This window comes from Variovorax sp. J22R115 (genome assembly GCF_030317005.1).
Lineage (GTDB): Bacteria > Pseudomonadota > Gammaproteobacteria > Burkholderiales > Burkholderiaceae_C > Variovorax.
Genome location: NZ_JASZYM010000007.1, coordinates 140,351 through 157,899 on the forward strand (window position 1 = coordinate 140,351; position 17,549 = coordinate 157,899).

A 17,549-nucleotide genomic window follows, 5' to 3' on the forward strand; every position below is an offset into this window, starting at 1 on the left:
CACCTGACGCCGAGCCACATGCAATGCGGCCGAAGTGCAGATCTCAGGGCTGGCCGCTGCGCGACAGCAGCACGGCGAAGGGCCGCGTGCCGGGAAACTCCGAGAAGATGATGGTCAACATCGCGGTGATCGGCACCGCCAGGAAGGCGCCGGGCACACCCCACAACGCCACCCAGACCGCGAGGCTCACCAGGATCGCGAACGGGCTGAGATTGAGCGAGTTCCCCATGACATACGGGTCAATGAAGTTGCCGATGACGAACTGAATGACGGTCAGCCAGAGCAGGATCGGAACGACGTGCGACGCATCGCCGAACTGTGCAAGTGCCATTGCGCCGGGCAGCAGCACACTCAGGAACGAGCCGATGTACGGGACGAAATTCAGCAGCACGATCATCACCGCCCAGAACGGCGCGAACTCGAGCCCCGTGAACCGCATGACCGCGTAACTCAGCACACCGAGCAGCACGCCGAGGAAGGTCTTGAGGGCCAGATAGGCGCCCACTCTCGAATTGATGTCCGCAATCACCTGCCTGATGCGCTGCGCATGTTGCGGGCTGCTTGCAATGCTCGAGATCTTCGCGTCGAGATGGGCCCGCTCCACGAGGAGGAAGCAGGCATAGAGCGCCACGATCACCACGCTGGCGAAAATCGACGATACGGACGACAGCGCTGACCCGACCAGTCGCTGAAGGCTCACCTGCGCGAGAAGGTCGCGCCGCAAGGTCGTCCATGTCGGCTCCGCCTCGACGTGGAAGAAGATGGCCACTTGCTGCACTGCCGCGAGCAGCGATTCCTGGTAGCGCGGTGCCTGGGCAATGACGCTGTCCTTGCTCGCGAGGATGGTGTAGACGACCATGAACAGGCCGAACGCGATGATCAGCACCGACAGGATGGAGATGACGAAGGGCGGAAGCGCGGGTCCGACCAGCGGGATCCGGGCGATCAGCCGCGCGAGGCCGAGGATCACGTACACCACGAAGACGCTGAACATGATGGGGACGAACACGTCGCGCCCGATGTAGCAGATCCAACCGATCATCAGCGCAATGGCCGTTCCATACACGAAGGTTTGAAACCGTTGGTTCATCTTGAGTGCAGCTCCGCGGGTCGGGGCATGGCCGGGTCGGCCGTGTCAGGGCGAACTCATCTTATGTGAAGGAACGCCAAGCGCGGAGCGCATCAAAGATGCGGCAGCACCCTAGTTGAGCGTCGGCTGCGGAGGCGGCGACGTGATGAAGAAGCGCATCGGCACCTCTCGCCAGACCACCCTGCCGTCATCGGGCGTCGGCTTGAATTTCCATTTCCATATTGTTTCGGTGGCCGAGCGATCGAGTCGTGCATAGCCGCTCGATTGCTTGACCTCGACGGCCACCGGCCGGCCATCCGGCGTCGTTCGCACGTGCAGCAGCACCGTTCCCTGCTCACCCTTCTCTCGCGATTCAGCTGGATACGGGGCGTTCGGATTGGGCGGACTCGGCGCCCATTCGCCAGGTTGCGCAGCAGGCGGTGCAGCGCAAGCGATCAGCAGCGCAGCGACGCCGCTCACAACCATGGCCTTGCCGAACGGCCAGTTTCGGATATTCATCGGATCTCCCTCTTCCCTTGTGAACGATGAGTCTTCGACGGCTCGAATGTCGCAGCGCGAATCCAGTCGTTCGCCGATGCTACCCGGCAGGCTCAGCGCGTTTCGATCATCGAGGCTCGGCAGTCTCCATCGCCGCGTCGTACTTCCCCTCGCTCGCCGCACCATTGAGCCGTGCGCGCTTGCGCAGAGCGTCCTGGGCCTGGCGCGCCTGATCGGACTTCCCCTGCCACGCCTGCAGCGCCGGGTCCTGCAGTGCACGCCCATAGGAAAAGCTCAAGTTCCAGGGCTGTGGCCCCAGCCGGTTCAGGGCGTCCAGGTTGGCCGTCGCTTCGGCGGGTGACTGCCCTCCCGAGAGGAAGTTGATGCTCGGCACCGCCGCAGGCACCGAGCGCCGCAGCACGCGAAGGGTCAGCTCGGCCACCTCCGCTGGTGTCGACTGCCGTGCGTGGGTCTTTCCGGGCACCACCATGCTCGGCTTGAGCAGCATGTGCTCCAGCACCACGTAGTGCCGGTGCAGCGCATGGAAGACCTCGTGCAGCACCTCCTGCGTCACTTCGGCGCAGCGCGCGATCGTGTGGTCCCCGTCGATCAGCACTTCCGGCTCCACGATGGGCACCACGCCCAGTTCCTGGCAGACGGCAGCGTAGCGCGCGAGTGCCTCCGCGTTGGCTTCGATCGCGGCCCGGCTGGGCAGTGTGCCGGAGACGTTGTAGACCGCGCGCCACTTGGCAAAGCGCGCACCCTGCTGCTTGTACCCCTGGAGGCGTTGCGCCAACCCGTCCAGCCCCAGCGTGATTTCGTCGCCCGGTGCCAGTGCGAGCGGAATCTTGCCGGCATCGACCTTGATGCCCGGCACGATGCCTTGCCGCGCCGCCAGTTGTGGCAGCGGCTCGCCATCGTCGGCACGCTGCCCCAGCGTCTCCTCGTACAGGATGACGCCGCTCACGTGCTGGCCGAGGTCCGGCGTCGAGAGCAGCAGGCCGCGGTAGGCGCGCCGGTTGTCCTCCGTAGACTCCACGCCAATCGTCTTGAAACGCTTGGCGATCGTCGGACCGCTTTCGTCGGCGGCGAGGATGCCCCTGCCCTTCTGGACCAGCGCTTTCACTGTGGCTTCAAGTTCACTCGAAGTGGCCATGGTGTGTCTCCAATCAGAGAGGCCAGTCTCCTGCCGGGAGGCGCTTTTCTGCAAGTGCCCCTGTTGGGCGTGATGCCAAGACGAAGTCAGTCCGCAGCGCGCGGCAGGTAGCGCGCTGACAGAACCCCGTCGATCGAGGCGATGTCGGCCAGAACCGCCGGGCTCACGGCGCTGTCGATATCGACCAGCGTGTAGGCCATGTCGCCGCGCGACTTGTTGACCATGTTGTGGATGTTCAGCCCGGCATTCGCCATGGCGGTGGAAATCTGCCCGAGCATGTTGGGCACGTTGGCGTTGGCTATCGCCACGCGGTAGGCCGACTCTCGCCCCATGCTGACGCTCGGGAAGTTCACCGCATTGTCGATGTTGCCGTCCTCCAGGAAGTCGCGCAGTTGGTCGGCGACCATGACGGCGCAGTTCTCCTCCGCCTCGCGCGTGCAGGCGCCCAGGTGCGGCAGACACACGATGCGCTCATGTCCCAGCAACGCGGCGCTGGGAAAGTCGCACACATAGCGACCCAGGTGCCCCGCGGCCAGCGACGCCAGCACCGCATCGTTGCTGACCACGCCCTCGCGCGAGAAGTTCAGCAGCACCGCGCCGGGCGGCATCAGGCGGATGTTGTCCGCATTCACCATGTGGCGGGTGGCGTCCACCAGCGGCACGTGCAGGGTTACGAACTGCGCGTTGCGCAGCACGTCCGCCACGCTCGCTGCCTTTCGCACCTGCGATGGCAAGCTCCACGCGGCATCGACGGTGATGTCCGGGTCGTATCCGAGCACGTTCATGCCCAACTTGATGGCCGCATCGGCCACCAGGCAGCCGATCTTGCCCAGGCCCGCGATGCCCAGCGTCTGTCCGGCCAACTCGAAGCCGGCGAAGGCGCTCTTGCCGTTCTCGACCGTCTTTTCCATGTCGGCTCGGCCAGGACCCAGTTCATCGACGAAGCGCAAGGCGCCGGAGAGGTTGCGCGCAGCCATCAGCATGGCCGCTAGCACCAGTTCCTTGACGGCATTGGCGTTGGCGCCCGGCGCATTGAACACCGGCACGCCTCGCTCGCTCATGGCCTTGACCGGGATATTGTTGGTGCCGGCGCCGGCGCGGGCGATGGCTCGCACGCTGTGCGGGATGTCCATCGCGTGCATGTCGGCCGAGCGCACCAGCACCGCATCGGGCGCCGTCACGTTCTTGCCCGTCACATAGCGATCGGCCGGCAGGCGCTGGAGACCTTTGGCCGAGACCTCGTTGAGCACCAGGATCTGGAGCCGGTCAGCCATGGCCGACCTCGAACTCCTTCATGTACTCGACGAGCGCCGTCACGCCTTCGATCGGCATGGCGTTGTAGATCGACGCTCGCATCCCGCCCACCGACCGGTGGCCCTTGAGTTGCACCATGCCGCGCGCCTGCGCGCCCTTGAGGAAGGCTTCGTCGAGCGATTCGTCGCGCAGCTTGAAGGGCACGTTCATCAGCGACCGGTCTTCGCGCGCCACCGGGTTGTAGAAGAAGGAGGTGGTCTCCAGGTGGTCGTACAGCACCGCGGCTTTCTTGCGGTTGTGCGCTTCCATCGCCTCGAGCCCGCCCTGCGCCTTGATCCAGTTGAACACCAGGCCGGCGATGTAGATCGTGTAGGTCGGCGGCGTGTTGAACATCGAGTCGTTGTCGGCCTGGATCTTGTAGTCGAAGGCGGAGGGCGTGATGGGCAGCGCCTGGCCGATCAGGTCGTCGCGCACGATCACGATGGTGACGCCGGCCGGACCGACGTTCTTCTGCGCGCCACCATAGATCAGGCCGTAACGACGCACGTCGACCGGCCGCGACATGAAGTTGCTCGACATGTCGGCGACCAGCGGGACCTCACCGGTGTCGGGGGTCCAGTGGTATTCGACACCGCCGATGGTTTCATTCGAGCAGATGTGCACGTAGGCGGCATCCGGATCGAGCTTCCAGGTCTCCCGGCGGGGCACGCTGACGTAGCCGCCCGCCTCGCTGCTGGCGGCCACGTTGACCTTGCAGTACTTCTTCGCCTCCTTGATCGACTTCTTCGACCACTCCCCGGTGTCGATGTAGTCGGCGCTCGCACGGCCGCGCAGCATGTTCATCGGCACGATGGCGTTCTCGCCGATCGCGCCGCCCTGCAAAAACAGCACCTTGTAGTCCGCCGGCACCCCCAGCAACTCGCGCAGCAGGCTTTCAGCCTCGGCGTGGATGGAGATGAACTCCTTCCCGCGGTGGCTCATCTCCATGACCGACATGCCGCTGCCCCGCCAGTCGAGCATCTCGTCGGCTGCCTGGCGAAGCACGGATTCGGGCAGGGTCGCGGGGCCCGCGCTGAAGTTGAAGACACGCGTCATGTATGAGTCTCCTGGAAAATGGCGAGGAAGGTCGCCATTCGACAGGACGTCGACGCAAAAAGCAACGGCTTGCCGAACCGGCTCTCGCAACAGCCAGCGCAGCACGCGTCAGCGCGTGGCCCAGAACGCGCGCTGCATCTCGATGGTCTCCTGCGCGATCTCGACCACCGGCCCGATCAGCTCCACGGCCTTCTGGCAGTGGTCGAAGACGTAGCGCGACGGCACGCTCATCGTCGGGTTCTCGGCATGGCTGCCGGTCTCGACGAGCAGTTGGGCCTCGGTCATGCCGTACACCACGCGCCCGATGTTCGCCCAGTAAGCCGTGCCCGCGCACATGCAACAGGGCTCGACGGCGGTGTAGAGCGTGCAACCCCAGAGGAACTCGGGTGTGTAGTTGGTCGCGGCCACGCGCGCCAGCACGGACTCGGCATGGTTGACGGTGTCGACGTTGCACTGCTCCAGCAGCACGGTCTCGTTGTCGGGGCCGACCAGCACGGCGCCGAAGGGGTGGTGGCCGAGCGCGATGGCGCGGCGGGCGACTTCGTTGGAGCGGCGCAGGTGGCGCACCATCTGTTCGTGCGTGGGGCGCGGACCCTGGGACGACGGGGGATTCGTTTCGGACATGACGGGTACTCCTCGATGGGGCGCGATACTCTCACAACGATCATCGGCTGCGACGCGATTCCCAAGGCGACGCCAGCACGATGGACGAACGTCATGACTGAACACACTACATTCCCCGCGCTCGACACGGCGCTGTTCGACGCCCCGACGCGGGAGCGACTCGTCGCCCGCGAGCCCTCCCTGCATCGCCCCCGCTTTCTGATGCTCTATGGCTCCCTGCGCGAGCGCTCGTACAGCAGGCTCCTGACGCTGGAGGCGGCGCGGCTTCTCGAGGCCATGGGCGGCGAGGTGAGGGTATTCAATCCGGCAGGCCTGCCCCTGCCCGACAGCGTCCCGGAGACCGACCCGAAGGTGCAGGAGTTGCGCAAGCTGGCCGAGTGGTCCGAAGGCATGGTGTGGACCTCCCCCGAGCGGCACGGCGCCATGACCGGCATCATGAAGGCGCAGATCGACTGGATTCCGCTGGCTCTGGGCGCGGTGCGGCCGACGCAGGGCAAGACGCTGGCGGTCATGGAAGTCTCGGGCGGCTCGCAATCGTTCAACGCCATCAACCAGATGCGCGTGCTCGGCCGATGGATGCGGATGCTGACCATCCCCAACCAGTCGTCCGTTGCCAAGGCCTACCTCGAGTTCGACGAAGCCGGCCGCATGAAGCCTTCGAGCTACTACGACCGCGTCGTCGACGTGATGGAGGAGCTGTTCAAGTTCACCCTGCTCACGCGCGATGTCAGCCCCTACCTGGTGGACCGGTACAGCGAGCGCAAGGAGAGTGCCGAGGAACTGTCCAGACGGGTCGGCCAGCGGGGAATCTGAGTTGCCGCGACGAAATTGGCGCAACTGGCAGCGCCGTGCCGCGCATGCGTCTTGCAAGCGGCCGTGTGGGACGTACACTGCGCCGGCACTTCCCCGTGCGTCCCAGTCCAACATCGCTGTCCATGAACATCCGCTTTGCAGAACCCGTTCCACAGGCCCTGTCCGACGAGGCCGCCGCCATTGCCCGGCAGAAGAAGGAACTACTCACTCGCCCGCAGAAGCTGCCCGCGTTTTCGATGGAACTTCGCGCGCGTGAGGGCCATGTCTTCAGGGTGGGGCAGCGCTTGACGGTAGCGCTGCCGGCCATCGATCGCTATCTCGCAGCGCCGACCACGGACGTTCCGCTGCATGCGCCCGATGGCGAGGAGGTGCGTGCAGTTCCGACGGCCACCCAACTCAAGGTGATGCTGCGCGCGCACTACAGCGGCGCCACAGTCAACGTCATCATCCTGTCGGTGGAACCAGCGCCTGTCCACGCCGGCAATCGCGAGGCCGTCTGGAAGGAAGCCGCGGCGACCGCGCGGGTCGTGTTCCAGTGAAAGGATTCACTGGCCGCGGCGCTGCAGGGTTTCAGTCGGGCTTGATGTTGGCTTCGCGGATCAGCTTGCCATAGCGCGCGGCGTCGTCCTTTACCAGCTTGCCGAACAGCTCGGGCGCACCGGGCAGCGACACGCCGCCTGCCGCTGCCAGCTGGTCGCGCACCTCGCTCGATTCGAGCGCCTTCTGCACGGCCTCGTGCACCTTCGCCAGGATCGGCTTCGGCAATCCCGCCGGCGCGACGAAGCCATACCAGACACTGGACTCGAAGCCCGGATAGCCCGACTCAGCCACGGTCGGCACGCCCGGCAGCACTGCGGAGCGCTCAGGGCTCATGACGGCCAGCACACGCAGCTTGCCGCCTTTCACCAGCGGCAGCGCCTCCAGCGCATTTACCGCCACCACGTCGACATGGCCGCCGAGCACATCCGTGAGCGCCTGCGCGCCCCCCTTGTAGGGCACGTGCCGCCACGAGAGGCCCGCCGTGTGCTGGAAAAGCTCCATCGCCAGGTGCGGCGTCGAACCGTTGCCCGGGGTCGCCACGCTGATCGTGCCTGGCTTGGCCTTGGTCGCGGCGGACAACTGCGCCAGCGTCTTGATCTCCGAACCTTCGCGCACGGCCAGCACCACAGGCACCCTTCCGACCAATGACACCGGCGTGAGGTCGCGCTCCAGGTCGTAGGGCGCCGGCTGGAACAGCGACGGATTCACGGCGAGCGCGTTGGCCGCCAGCAGTAGCGTATAGCCGTCGGGCGGACTGGCGATAAGCGCCTTGACGGCGATGTTCGTACCGGCCCCCGGCTTGTTCTCGACGATGACGGGTTGGCCGAGGGTGGCGGCCATGCGCTGCCCGACCGAGCGTGCGATGGCATCCACCGCACCGCCAGCGCTGTATCCGACAAGGATCTTGATTGGCTTCGATGGGTAGGCATCTGCAGCCGCCGCGCTCGATGTGGCAAGGGGCAGCAACGCGGCCAGCGCGAATGCGCAACGAGACAGGATGGATTTCATGAAGAGATTCCGAAGATGAAAACGAAGGGCCGACGCGGACGTCAGCGTTTGTCGGCCGCGGGCGCGGCATCCCAGGCCTGCGCCTTGGCATCCTTGCCGGCGACCGAATACAGCGCGCCGGGGGCGTTGCGCGTTTGCTGGAATGCCTCCAGCGTCTCGCCACGCATGGCGGCGTAGATGTGGAGGTTGGACACGCCGACGACCGCACCGAGCTTCTCCAGCATGAAGAAGATGACGCCGTAGTGAATCAACCCGCGCCAGTCGCGACGACGCACCATGTCGCGCTCCTGCGGCGTCAGTTCCGCTGCCTCGAACGCGGCCTCTTCATCCGCGAGGAAATGCGCCCGGTGCTCGGGACGCGTCATCCCGTGCAGGAACTTGTTGAGGCGGTAGGCGCGCACGCTGGTCTCCAGCGAGAACGGATAGGTGCCCTGGAGCGCTTCGACGCCGGCGAGCTGCTCGTCCATGTGACGCCGATGCCGCTGCGACTCGCCCGCGATCGGCGGGCTTGCGAGGTTCTCGTAGATCTGGGTCGCGATGCCAGTCATGGACGGCAGGTAGTAGCTCTGATGCGTCTTGCGCACGTTCGACGACAAGGCCCCGCGCATGACCAGCCACATGATGACTTCGGCGCCCTCCATGCCCCCGAGCGTCGCCAACTCGGCCTGCGTCATTTCGGTGAGCCGCACCGGGTCGTTCTCGATCAGGTCGAGGAACTGGGCGTCCCACGCCGTGTTGTTGAAGCCCGCGCGCTCGCCATGCACCTGGTGCGACAGCCCGCCGGTGGCGACGATGGCGACCTTCAGGTCTTCCGGATAGCTCTCGATGGCGCGGCGCAGTGCCTGGCCGAGGCGGTAGCAGCGCCGGGCCGAAGGCACGGGCGATTGCAGCACGCCGACCTGCAGCGGAATGACCGGCACGGTCCATGCGGGCTTGTGGGGGCACAGCAGCGACAGCGGCGAGAAGACGCCGTGGTCCAGCGCCCGGTCCTGGAAGAAGGACATGTCGAACTCGTCCGCCACGAGCGAGCGACCGATGTGCCGCGCCAGCGCCGGGTGCCCGTCCAGGGGCGGCAGGTCGCGTGCGCCGCCGCCCTCGTCCGCCACCGCGTGGCGTTCGCCGACGCCCAGCGAGAACGCCGAATAGTGGTCGAAGAAAAAGGAGCTGACGTGGTCGTTGTAGATGAAGAACAGCACGTCCGGCTGGCGTTCGGCCAGCCAGCGCTGCACCGGCTCGAAGGCCTTGAAGATGGGCGCCCAGACCGGATCGTCCTGCTTGTTCTTGTCGAAGGCGAAGCCGATGGTCGGGGTGTGGGAGCAGGCGACGGCGCCGAGGATGCGAGCCATGATGAATCCTTGTTGCTGTCAGTCGAGCGAGACGTTCGCTTGCTTGATCACCGCCGCCATCCGCTTGGACTCGGCCTGCACGTACAACTCGAACTTGTCGCGCGTGACCGGGAACGGCTCATAGCCGAAAGCCACGAACTTGGCCTTGAAATCGGGATCGGCCAATGCCGTCTCCACATCACGCCGGATCTTGTCGCTCACGGCGCGCGGCAGGCCGGCGGGTGCGGCCAGTGTCGTCCAGCCGACGACCTCGAAACCTGCGGGACCGCCGGATTCGGCCACCGTCGGCACATCGGGGAACGCCGGATGCCGCGCCGGCGCGGCCACGGCGAGATAGCGCAGCTTGCCGGCCCGCTGCATGGCGCCCGCCGAACCCAGCGTGCCGAGCGCGAAGGACAACTCGTTCGTCGCGACGCTGGTGTAGAGCTGCGTGGTTTCCTTGTAGATGACGTGGGTCATCTGGGTGCCCGTCATCGTCTCGAACAACGCCGAGCCCAGGTGCACCGGATTGCCGATCGACCACGAACCGTAGTTGAGCTTGCCGGGATTGGCCTTGGCGTCGGCCACGATCTGCCCGACCGACTTGTACTTGCTGTCCGTCGCCACGGTGAAGAAGAAATTGGTGCGGAACAGTGGTGCGATCTGCTCGAAGTCCTTCACCGGGTCATAGGGCAGCTTCTTGAACAGGTGCGGATAGGCGACGAGATGGACGTTGTCCAGCTGGATCAGGTCGTGCCCGTCGGTCGCGCCGCGCTTGAACGCATCGATGGCGATGAAGCCGTTGCCGCCCGGGCGGTTCTCGACGGTCACCGGCTTGCCCCAGGTGCGGCTGAGCTTGTCGGCCAGGAGCCTCACCACGCCTTCGGGGCCGCTGCCGACCGGGAATGGCGTGATGATGCGCACCGCACGGGTGGGGAAATCCTGCGGATGGGATGGCGTTGCGGCCAGGGACAGCACGGTGGCCGCGAGAGCCGCGAATGCGTCGAGTTTTTTCATGGTGCCTCCAGTCAGTCGATGTAGCGCAGGCCGGCCTTGGCCAGCGGCTCACGCATGGCATACATGTCGAGGCCAAGTTCGCCCGCGGCGAAGCGCGCACGCTTGCCGGTCTCGTTCGCTTCGCGGGCTTCGGCCGCATCGGCCACCTGCTGCGCACGCGAAGCAGGCACCACGACCACGCCGTCGATGTCGGCCACCACCACGTCGCCCGGTTGCACGAGCGCGCCGGCGCACACCACCGGCACGTTGACCGAACCCAGCGTCGCCTTGATCGTGCCCTTGGAATGGATGGCACGGCTGAACACGGGAAAGTTCATCGCAGTAAGGTCGCGCACGTCGCGCACGCCGCCGTCGATCACGAGGCCCTTGCAGCCGCGCGCCTTGAACGAGGTCGCCAGCAGGTCGCCGAAGAAGCCGTCGGTGCTGTCGCTGGTGCAGGCCGCGATCACCACGTCGCCGGGCTGGATCTGCTCGGCCGCGACATGCAGCATCCAGTTGTCGCCGGGCTGCAGCAGGACAGTGACGGCGGGGCCGCAGAATCGCGCGTCGGGGTAGATGGGGCGGATGCGCGGCTGCATGAGCCCGAGCCGCCCGAGCGCCTCGTGCACGGTGGAGACGCCGAAGCGCGAGAGCTTTTCGACGGCGGCGGAGTCAGCGCGCGTGATCCGGCGGTGGACGACGCCGAGTTCCTGAGGTGTGCTGGTTTGCGTCATGTTCATAGTCCCTTGGCAGTCAGTGCGCGATCGAGGCGCGGGTATACGCGGCGCGCGTTTCCTTCGTAGACCTTGTGGCGCGCGTCGCCGTCGAGCATCGGCGTCGCGTCGATGTAGCGCCGCGTGTCGTCGTAAGGGAAGCCGGTCTCGGGATCGATGCCGCGCACGGCGCCGATCATTTCGCTCGCGAACAGGATGTTGTCGACCGGGATCACGCGTGTCAGCAGATCAATGCCCGCCTGGTGGTACACGCAGGTGTCGAAGAAGATGTTGTTCAGCAGGTGGTCCTTCAGCAGCGGCTTCTTCAGCTCCTGCGCGAGGCCGCGGAAACGCCCCCAGTGGTAGGGCACCGCGCCGCCGCCATGCGGGATCACGAAGCGCAGCGTCGGGAAGTCCTTGAACAAGTCCGAGGTCAGGCACTGCATGAAGGCCGTGGTGTCGGCATTGAGGTAGTGCGCGCCGGTGGTGTGGAAGCAGGCATTGCAGCTCGTGCTCACGTGCACCATCGCCGGAATGTCGTGCTCGACCATCTTCTCGTAGATCGGATACCAGTGGCGGTCCGACAGCGGCGGCGAGGTCCAGTGCCCGCCGGAGGGGTCGGGGTTGAGGTTGATGCCGACGAAGCCGTAATCCTTGACGCAACGCTCCAGTTCCGGAAGGCAGGTGCGCGGATCGACGCCGGGCGACTGCGGCAGCATGGCCGCGCCGATGAAGTTGTCCGGAAAGAGTTGCGCAACGCGGTGGCACAGCTCATTGCAGATCGCGGCCCACGTAGCGCTCGTCTCGAAGTTGCCGATGTGGTGCGCCATGAAGCTTGCACGGGGCGAGAAGATGGTCAGGTCGCTGCCGCGCTCGCGCATCTTCTGCAGCTGGTTGCTTTCGATGGATTCGCGCAGCTCGTCGTCGCTGATCTTCAGCGACGCGGACGAAGGGGTCTCCGCGGGATTGCCGAGGCTGGCGATCTGGCGGTTGCGCCATTCCTCCAGCGCCTTGGGCGCGGTGGTGTAGTGGCCGTGACAGTCGATGATCATGCAGGGTCCAGTTTTCGAATCAAGGGTTGCGGGGGCACCAGCACCTGGCCGCGGAAGAGCGGCCGTGCGGTGCGCAGAAGTGCGGCGCCGGCGATGGCAAGGCCGCTGTCGTCCATCAGCAGGCGCACGGTGAACTCGCCGGTCGGGTGCTCCACCGACAGGTCGTGCCGCGGCGCGGCACCGAGGCGGCACAGCGGCTCGGTCACGGTGCCTGACAGCACGCAGGCCGAAGCCACCGAGACCGCGCCCAGCACACCGATCGCGTCATGGCACTTGCGTGGAATGAAGGTGCGGGTGTTCAGCGAACCGCCGGCCTGCGCGGGCGAGACCAGCGTCATCTTCGGCACGACCTTGACGCTCACGTCGCCCAGGCCCATGCGCTGGCCGGCCTGAAGGCGGATCGACTCGATGCGCGCCTTGAGCGCCGTGTTGGCGTCCAGCTCGGCCGGTGTCTCGTTGCCGGTGCAACCGAGGTCCGCTGCGCGCATCACGACCACGGGCATGCCGTTGTCGACGCAGGTGACCTCGACGCCGTCGATGCGATCGGTGGGCTCGCCCGTGGGCAGCAACGCGCCGCAACTCGAACCGACGATGTCGGAGAAGCGCAGCTCGATCGGCGATCCCTCTCCAGGTACGCCGCTGATGTGCGTGTCGCCGCTGTAGGCCACCCGGCCGCCAGGCGTCTGCACCACAGCGTCGCAGTAGGAGTTGGTGTTCACCATGCGGATGCGCACCACCGACTCCTGCGGCTGAGCGGCGACGAGGCCCTCTTCCAGCGCGAACGGGCCAACGGCTGCAAGGATGTTGCCGCAGGTCGGCGCATAGTCGATGCGCGACTCGGCCGCCACCACCTGCCCGAACAGGTAGTCGACATCGGCGCGCGCATCCTGCGACCGCGAAATGAACGCCACCTTGGTCGTGAGCGGATGGCCGCCGCCGATGCCGTCGATCTGCCGCGCGTCCGGATGGCCCATCGCGGCGAGGATGAGCGCGTCGCGCGCGGCCGGTTCGACTGGCAGGTCGCTTGCATGGAAAAAGGCAGCCTTGGAAGTGCCGCCACGCATCCACACGCAAGGGACCGCATCGAGGGAGCTGAAGGAGGTCGTCGCCATGGGCCATAGTCTCGGCCGAACACGCTGGGCGCGGTGTGAGTTCTAATTTCGCTGCGTTCTTACTTATTTATTGACCAAGGGTTTACCCTTTCCATCCTCCGCACCATTCGTTACTTGCAGCTACACAGCAGGAGCCCCCCGCATTGCCATCGACAAAAGTTATCGAGATGCCTCGGTTTGCCCAACAGGACCCCTTGGCGATCAATCTGCGGCACCTTCAGGCGTTCACGAGTGTTGCGACCACCGGCAGCGTCACGCGGGCCGCCGAGAACCTGTTCCGCGTGGCGTCCGCGGTCACACGCGCGGTCGGCGAACTGGAGGCATCGCTGGGCGTGGCCCTCTTCGAACGCAGGGCACGAGGCATGCTGTTGACCGTCTACGGCAAGGCCGTGTTTGCGCGCGCGGTGCGTGTGGAGCAGGAGTTTGTCGCGGCCAGCCAGGAGTTGCTCCCGACCGATGGCACACGCCGGCTCGATGCGCGCGGCCTGCTGACGGCGATGTTCAGCGGACGGCGATTGGCACTCTTCGCCGGCTTGGCCGAAATGCACAACATGCCCGCCGTCGCGCGCGCTTTCGGCGTGACGCAGCCGGCGCTGAGCGCGCTGGTGCGTGATCTCGAGGAGCGATCCGGGTGCGCCCTCTTCACCCGTTCGGCGCGCGGCGTGCGGCCGACGCGAACGGGCGAACTGCTCGCGTTCCGATGCAAGCGGGCCTTGGCCGAACTGCGCAGCCTCGATTCCGATCTTGCGGCGATCCAGGGCGTCGTCCAGGGCAGCGTGATGGTCGGCGCGCTACCGCTGTCGCGAACGCTGGTGCTGCCGGCGGCCATCTCCGCACTGCTGGCCGAGCATCCACGTGTGCACGTCAGCACCGTGGAGAGCCCTTACGGGGTGCTCGCTGCCGCGTTGCGCAGTGGCGAGGTGGATTTCATCCTGGGGGCGCTGCGGCCCGAAGCCGAGGCCAGGGATCTGGTGCAGGAGCCGTTGTTCGACGACCGCATTTCATTGATCGCCCGCGCCGACCATCCGCTCGCAGCGGTACCGCGCATCAGCTTCGCGCAACTGCGCCGGGCGGGCTGGGTGTTGTCCCGGCGGGGCTCACCTTCGCGCGAGTTGTTGGAGCGATTTTTCCATCATGCAGGCCAATCGGCACCGGAGCCCGCCGTCGAGACAGGTGACCTGGCACTGTTGCGGGGCCTGCTGCTTCAAAGCGACATGGTGACGGCCATCTCCGCGCATCAGCTCCACTACGAGATCGAGGCCGGGACCCTGGTGGTGCTGAACTTTCCACTGGCAAGCACACAGCGGCAAATCGGGATCACGCAGCGCGGTGGCGCCCTGGCCGCGCCTTGCGCGCTGGCTCTGATGCAGGAAATCCGACATTGCGTGAAGCGACTGCCATCCTATTGAGAGCAGAGATCCTTCAGGCTTGATCTCGGAAGAATCTTACGTCTGCTCCATGGCATCAACAGCACAATCGATAGGCTGCTGTCACGCATCAATTCGTCGGGCGCGGTCTCTCGGAGCGAACTCCCTGGACCGTGGCCTCGACTTCATCCACTTTCTTCTCAGACCGCGACGAAACGAAGATGCGCCTCGTGCGCCAGCCCGTCGCGAACGATGTCCCGCGCCTCGTCATCGGCAAACTCAAAGAGGGCGTCGGGAATCTCGTCCTCGTCCAGCGCGAAGAGGATCTCGATGGCATCCTGCTGCGCTTCGGAGAACGTGCCGACCTGGGTCAGCCGATTGAACTTTGCAGCCGTCTCCTTCGGCGCCAGTGGGCAAAGCTCGAGCAGTTCCAGCACGAGCTTGATCTGGGACGGTGTGAGCGGCTTCGGGGCAACAGGCGTCTTCATGGCGATGATCCTTTGTCGGTCGGGCTCGGGACGATTTCCTTTGCCATGAAATCAGTCTCGGCGCCGATCCTTAAGCATTGCTGAAGACGGTCCCGCGATGCTTCTCCTACCCCGCAAAAACCCGAGCAGGGCGTGAGGAAAGTCTCGCGACGAAGGGGCTATTGCATGTGCGCCAGATCACGCACGTCCGAGCGGATCGCTGCAGGGTCCGCGCCGTGCAGCGGCAGACTGATCAAAAGCTCCAACCGACGACGCAGCGCGTACAGCACCTGGAGGGCTGCGCGATCGATGTCCTCGGCGTTGTCGAGGGCCACGATATCCGGAAAATCCCACAAGGCGGCGTCGGGCTGCCCGGGCCAGTTGGGTTGAAACGGCAATGTGGCTTCGTCGAGTGTGATCACGAAATTCGCCCGCGGAGAAAGCCCCCGGATCATGTCGTTCCAGCCGTGAGGTTGTGACTGCGGCACCTGCATGCCTGTGCCGGTGAGCGCTCTGATGGCGGCCGGATGAATCTCGTCGCTGACATGGGCCGGGTGCCCGCACGAGTAGGCGGAAAAGCGGTCTGCACCGAGGTGCGCCAGGCAGGCATGAGCCAGGATGCTGCGCAAGGAATTGCGACGGGAGACGAAGATCACCACGAAGCGCTTTGCGACCATTGAAAACCGACTGAAGCAGATGACGAGGGGTAGGTTAGGGGCGCGGGGGCCATCTCCGCAAGCGCGTTAAACCCACCACTCCCCAGGAATGACGAGTTCCGTCCAACAGTCAATAAGGAAATCAACGCGGTTGTCGTGTCGACTTGGACGGAGCCAAATGCTCCGAATACAAAGCCGCCCCACCGAGGAGAGAACATGGATTCGACTCAAGACGAAAGCCGATTCACTCGCTCGGACCGCGAAAGATTCGATCCCCTGGGATACCGGCGGATCAACTGGATCCGATGGGCCTTGCGGGTCGTGATCCTGCTGGTCGCCGGCGCAGCGCTGGTGGCCGCCTATCCTTGTCTGAGCAATGCCGACTTCCCCGTTGCCAGCCTGATCATCTACTCGGCGGGGATGGTGTTCATCAGCATGCCACTCTGCCTGCTCTATGAAAGCGCCCTCAAGGTCCACGAGTTGACCGTTGCGAACGGACTCGGAGATCCGGCCTCCCGGCCCATCTAGGAGGGCTTGACTGCCAAGACCGCCGGGCCGGCGCTCGCCACCTTGCGCAGCACGGCCAGCGCCGGGTCGACGATCCTGGTATCTGCACCGACGGCGTACACCGCATAGGCGGGGTACAGGAACTCAGGCGTGTCCGGCACGCGAAGAAGATGGCCCGATTCCAGATAGGCGCGGACTACGTCGAGCCGGAAGTACCCTGTGCCGCCGGCGGCCAGAAGAAACTCGCGACCGAGCGGCCCTAAGCCAGCACTCACTGCGGCATGGGCGAGTCCCGGAAACGCGAGGTCGTGCTGCGTTGCGAACTCGGGGCCCCAATCAACGTAGACGTAGTCCGCAGGCTGCGGAATGCGCGCGGGCTTCGCCGTTGTCACCATGACGAGCTTTTCTTCGATGAGAAGCTCCACGCGCAAGCCGGGCCGCTGCTGCGGCGCGTAGACGATGGCAATGTCGAGCACCCCTGCGGCGACCTTGTCGAGCAGATCGTGGGGAAAACCCACCTCCGTGCGGATCGCCAGGCTCGCGTCATCGGCCCGCAGTTGCAGCAGCCATCGCAACAGCAACGGATCCCAGAGGCTGATCTCGCACCCCGCAGCGAGTACGGCACGGCTGCCGACCGGCACCGCCACCTGGTGGCGTGCCCGCTCCCAGACTTGCACCAGCATGGTCGCGTGCGGCAGGAATTGCTCGCCCGCCCGGGTGAGCGCCGCTCCAGCCTTGTTACGCACGAACAACCGACGTTCGAGCAACTCTTCGAGCGTACGCACCCGGGCGCTGACAGAGGTCTGCGTGACGTGGAGCTTCTGCGCGGCGCGCTGGAAGCTTTGCGTCTCAACGATCTCCAGGAAGGTCCGGGCTAGAGTGATGTCCATGGCTGCGCCTTTCAGGGCAGAATTTTTGCATTCAACCGGCAATAAATCTCGTTTTACTTATCAAGAAGCTACAGCGAAGATGCAATTCATCCGGGCCTGAACCTTGCACGCCACAGCCCACTCCATTCGAAAAGGAACTTCTCGATGTCCATCGTTCACCGATCGTCAAAAATCGTTGGTATGCCCGATCGCTTGCTCCGTGCTCTCAACACCCTGTCCGAAGAAGCCCAGGCGCTTGCACAAGCGCTGTTGAACCCACGCTCGGTCATCGAAGAAGTGGAGGAAATGCGCGCCTTGCAGGTGAAGGCCAATGCCATCGAAGCCAAGGACCCTGCGCGCGCAGCGGTGTTGCGCTGGCACGCCTCGCGCGTCGGCTTGCGCTAAAGGCCAGGCCACGCCGGCTGTGG

20 protein-coding genes are annotated in these 17,549 nt (G+C 65.4%); 5 read left to right on the plus strand and 15 right to left on the minus strand.

Going from position 1 to position 17,549, the window contains the following annotated elements; all coding sequences use genetic code 11:
* Positions 1 to 43 precede the first annotated feature (43 nt).
* The 6 genes from QTI04_RS14125 to QTI04_RS14150 all read right to left on the minus strand — a co-directional run bounded on the left by QTI04_RS14125 (position 44) and on the right by QTI04_RS14150 (position 5,696).
* On the minus strand, positions 44 to 1,090 hold the full coding sequence (locus tag QTI04_RS14125) for an AI-2E family transporter (RefSeq protein ID WP_286602915.1): 1,047 nt from the start codon (positions 1,088 to 1,090) through the stop codon (positions 44 to 46).
* 111 nt (positions 1,091 to 1,201) lie between these two features.
* Positions 1,202 to 1,588: an energy transducer TonB gene (locus tag QTI04_RS14130; protein WP_286616204.1), complete on the minus strand. Its 387-nt coding sequence runs from the start codon at positions 1,586 to 1,588 to the stop codon at positions 1,202 to 1,204.
* Between the two features lie 106 nt (positions 1,589 to 1,694).
* Positions 1,695 to 2,723 carry a class I fructose-bisphosphate aldolase gene (locus tag QTI04_RS14135; protein WP_286616205.1) on the minus strand — a complete coding sequence of 343 codons (1,029 nt, stop codon included), beginning with the start codon at positions 2,721 to 2,723 and terminating at the stop codon, positions 1,695 to 1,697.
* 86 nt (positions 2,724 to 2,809) lie between these two features.
* The gene (locus QTI04_RS14140) at positions 2,810 to 3,997 is read right to left on the minus strand and encodes a phosphoglycerate dehydrogenase (protein ID WP_286616206.1); all 1,188 of its coding nucleotides are present in this window, start codon (positions 3,995 to 3,997) and stop codon (positions 2,810 to 2,812) included.
* Complete coding sequence (gene serC, locus QTI04_RS14145; RefSeq protein ID WP_286616207.1) at positions 3,990 to 5,072, minus strand: 3-phosphoserine/phosphohydroxythreonine transaminase; 1,083 nt, start codon at positions 5,070 to 5,072, stop codon at positions 3,990 to 3,992. Before serC ends, QTI04_RS14140 begins: the two co-directional genes overlap by 8 nt.
* A gap of 108 nt (positions 5,073 to 5,180) precedes the next feature.
* Positions 5,181 to 5,696, minus strand: coding sequence for a nucleoside deaminase (locus QTI04_RS14150; RefSeq protein WP_286602922.1), 516 nt, complete (start codon positions 5,694 to 5,696; stop codon positions 5,181 to 5,183).
* Positions 5,697 to 5,789: 93 nt separating this feature from the next.
* Between QTI04_RS14150 and arsH the strand changes: the two genes are divergently transcribed.
* Both arsH and QTI04_RS14160 read left to right on the plus strand, forming a co-directional pair.
* Positions 5,790 to 6,509, plus strand: coding sequence for an arsenical resistance protein ArsH (gene arsH / locus QTI04_RS14155; protein WP_286602923.1), 720 nt, complete (start codon positions 5,790 to 5,792; stop codon positions 6,507 to 6,509).
* Between the two features lie 122 nt (positions 6,510 to 6,631).
* Positions 6,632 to 7,048, plus strand: coding sequence for a hypothetical protein (locus QTI04_RS14160; RefSeq protein WP_286616208.1), 417 nt, complete (start codon positions 6,632 to 6,634; stop codon positions 7,046 to 7,048).
* 31 nt (positions 7,049 to 7,079) lie between these two features.
* Here QTI04_RS14160 and QTI04_RS14165 read toward each other — a convergent pair whose 3' ends face one another.
* The 6 genes from QTI04_RS14165 to QTI04_RS14190 are packed head-to-tail and all read right to left on the minus strand — an operon-like array spanning position 7,080 to position 13,255.
* On the minus strand, positions 7,080 to 8,057 hold the full coding sequence (locus tag QTI04_RS14165; RefSeq protein WP_286616209.1) for a tripartite tricarboxylate transporter substrate binding protein: 978 nt from the start codon (positions 8,055 to 8,057) through the stop codon (positions 7,080 to 7,082).
* 41 nt (positions 8,058 to 8,098) lie between these two features.
* Positions 8,099 to 9,403 (minus strand): gallate dioxygenase, encoded by a 1,305-nt coding sequence (locus QTI04_RS14170; protein ID WP_286616210.1) that lies wholly within the window; start codon positions 9,401 to 9,403, stop codon positions 8,099 to 8,101.
* An 18-nt stretch (positions 9,404 to 9,421) separates the two neighbouring features.
* Positions 9,422 to 10,399, minus strand: coding sequence for a tripartite tricarboxylate transporter substrate binding protein (locus tag QTI04_RS14175; protein ID WP_286616211.1), 978 nt, complete (start codon positions 10,397 to 10,399; stop codon positions 9,422 to 9,424).
* Between the two features lie 11 nt (positions 10,400 to 10,410).
* Entirely contained in the window at positions 10,411 to 11,118 is a 708-nt protein-coding gene (gene ligK, locus QTI04_RS14180) for a 4-carboxy-4-hydroxy-2-oxoadipate aldolase/oxaloacetate decarboxylase (protein WP_286616212.1), read from the minus strand.
* Positions 11,115 to 12,143 (minus strand): amidohydrolase family protein, encoded by a 1,029-nt coding sequence (locus tag QTI04_RS14185; protein ID WP_286616213.1) that lies wholly within the window; start codon positions 12,141 to 12,143, stop codon positions 11,115 to 11,117. The genes ligK and QTI04_RS14185 overlap by 4 nt, the downstream gene beginning before the upstream one ends.
* On the minus strand, positions 12,140 to 13,255 hold the full coding sequence (locus QTI04_RS14190; RefSeq protein WP_286616214.1) for a 4-oxalomesaconate tautomerase: 1,116 nt from the start codon (positions 13,253 to 13,255) through the stop codon (positions 12,140 to 12,142). Before QTI04_RS14190 ends, QTI04_RS14185 begins: the two co-directional genes overlap by 4 nt.
* Positions 13,256 to 13,449: 194 nt before the next feature.
* Between QTI04_RS14190 and QTI04_RS14195 the strand changes: the two genes are divergently transcribed.
* Positions 13,450 to 14,664, plus strand: coding sequence for a LysR family transcriptional regulator (locus QTI04_RS14195; RefSeq protein ID WP_286616215.1), 1,215 nt, complete (start codon positions 13,450 to 13,452; stop codon positions 14,662 to 14,664).
* Positions 14,665 to 14,822: 158 nt separating this feature from the next.
* On the opposite strand, the gene QTI04_RS14200 is transcribed toward QTI04_RS14195, so the two are convergent.
* Both QTI04_RS14200 and QTI04_RS14205 read right to left on the minus strand, forming a co-directional pair.
* Positions 14,823 to 15,110 (minus strand): hypothetical protein, encoded by a 288-nt coding sequence (locus QTI04_RS14200; protein ID WP_286602934.1) that lies wholly within the window; start codon positions 15,108 to 15,110, stop codon positions 14,823 to 14,825.
* A gap of 158 nt (positions 15,111 to 15,268) precedes the next feature.
* Positions 15,269 to 15,748: a protein tyrosine phosphatase gene (locus tag QTI04_RS14205; protein WP_286602936.1), complete on the minus strand. Its 480-nt coding sequence runs from the start codon at positions 15,746 to 15,748 to the stop codon at positions 15,269 to 15,271.
* A 213-nt stretch (positions 15,749 to 15,961) separates the two neighbouring features.
* Between QTI04_RS14205 and QTI04_RS14210 the strand changes: the two genes are divergently transcribed.
* Positions 15,962 to 16,273 carry a hypothetical protein gene (locus QTI04_RS14210; RefSeq protein WP_286602937.1) on the plus strand — a complete coding sequence of 104 codons (312 nt, stop codon included), beginning with the start codon at positions 15,962 to 15,964 and terminating at the stop codon, positions 16,271 to 16,273.
* Here the strand turns inward: QTI04_RS14210 and QTI04_RS14215 are convergent.
* Complete coding sequence (locus tag QTI04_RS14215) at positions 16,270 to 17,142, minus strand: LysR family transcriptional regulator (RefSeq protein WP_286602938.1); 873 nt, start codon at positions 17,140 to 17,142, stop codon at positions 16,270 to 16,272. The two genes, QTI04_RS14210 and QTI04_RS14215, sit on opposite strands and share 4 nt — an antisense overlap.
* A gap of 180 nt (positions 17,143 to 17,322) precedes the next feature.
* Between QTI04_RS14215 and QTI04_RS14220 the strand changes: the two genes are divergently transcribed.
* Positions 17,323 to 17,526, plus strand: a complete 204-nt coding sequence (locus tag QTI04_RS14220; protein WP_286602939.1) for a hypothetical protein — start codon at positions 17,323 to 17,325, stop codon at positions 17,524 to 17,526.
* Positions 17,527 to 17,549 lie beyond the last annotated feature (23 nt).

Bases quoted from the DNA above. Each gene is read 5' to 3' on its own strand.
- QTI04_RS14125 (WP_286602915.1), bottom strand. From the start codon at position 1,090: ATGAACCAACGGTTTCAAACCTTCGTGTATGGAACGGCCATTGCGCTG.
- QTI04_RS14130 (WP_286616204.1), bottom strand. From the start codon at position 1,588: ATGAATATCCGAAACTGGCCGTTCGGCAAGGCCATGGTTGTGAGCGGC.
- QTI04_RS14135 (WP_286616205.1), bottom strand. From the start codon at position 2,723: ATGGCCACTTCGAGTGAACTTGAAGCCACAGTGAAAGCGCTGGTCCAG.
- QTI04_RS14140 (WP_286616206.1), bottom strand. From the start codon at position 3,997: ATGGCTGACCGGCTCCAGATCCTGGTGCTCAACGAGGTCTCGGCCAAA.
- serC (WP_286616207.1), bottom strand. From the start codon at position 5,072: ATGACGCGTGTCTTCAACTTCAGCGCGGGCCCCGCGACCCTGCCCGAA.
- QTI04_RS14150 (WP_286602922.1), bottom strand. From the start codon at position 5,696: ATGTCCGAAACGAATCCCCCGTCGTCCCAGGGTCCGCGCCCCACGCAC.
- arsH (WP_286602923.1), top strand. From the start codon at position 5,790: ATGACTGAACACACTACATTCCCCGCGCTCGACACGGCGCTGTTCGAC.
- QTI04_RS14160 (WP_286616208.1), top strand. From the start codon at position 6,632: ATGAACATCCGCTTTGCAGAACCCGTTCCACAGGCCCTGTCCGACGAG.
- QTI04_RS14165 (WP_286616209.1), bottom strand. From the start codon at position 8,057: ATGAAATCCATCCTGTCTCGTTGCGCATTCGCGCTGGCCGCGTTGCTG.
- QTI04_RS14170 (WP_286616210.1), bottom strand. From the start codon at position 9,403: ATGGCTCGCATCCTCGGCGCCGTCGCCTGCTCCCACACCCCGACCATC.
- QTI04_RS14175 (WP_286616211.1), bottom strand. From the start codon at position 10,399: ATGAAAAAACTCGACGCATTCGCGGCTCTCGCGGCCACCGTGCTGTCC.
- ligK (WP_286616212.1), bottom strand. From the start codon at position 11,118: ATGAACATGACGCAAACCAGCACACCTCAGGAACTCGGCGTCGTCCAC.
- QTI04_RS14185 (WP_286616213.1), bottom strand. From the start codon at position 12,143: ATGATCATCGACTGTCACGGCCACTACACCACCGCGCCCAAGGCGCTG.
- QTI04_RS14190 (WP_286616214.1), bottom strand. From the start codon at position 13,255: ATGGCGACGACCTCCTTCAGCTCCCTCGATGCGGTCCCTTGCGTGTGG.
- QTI04_RS14200 (WP_286602934.1), bottom strand. From the start codon at position 15,110: ATGAAGACGCCTGTTGCCCCGAAGCCGCTCACACCGTCCCAGATCAAG.
- QTI04_RS14210 (WP_286602937.1), top strand. From the start codon at position 15,962: ATGGATTCGACTCAAGACGAAAGCCGATTCACTCGCTCGGACCGCGAA.
- QTI04_RS14215 (WP_286602938.1), bottom strand. From the start codon at position 17,142: ATGGACATCACTCTAGCCCGGACCTTCCTGGAGATCGTTGAGACGCAA.
- QTI04_RS14220 (WP_286602939.1), top strand. From the start codon at position 17,323: ATGCCCGATCGCTTGCTCCGTGCTCTCAACACCCTGTCCGAAGAAGCC.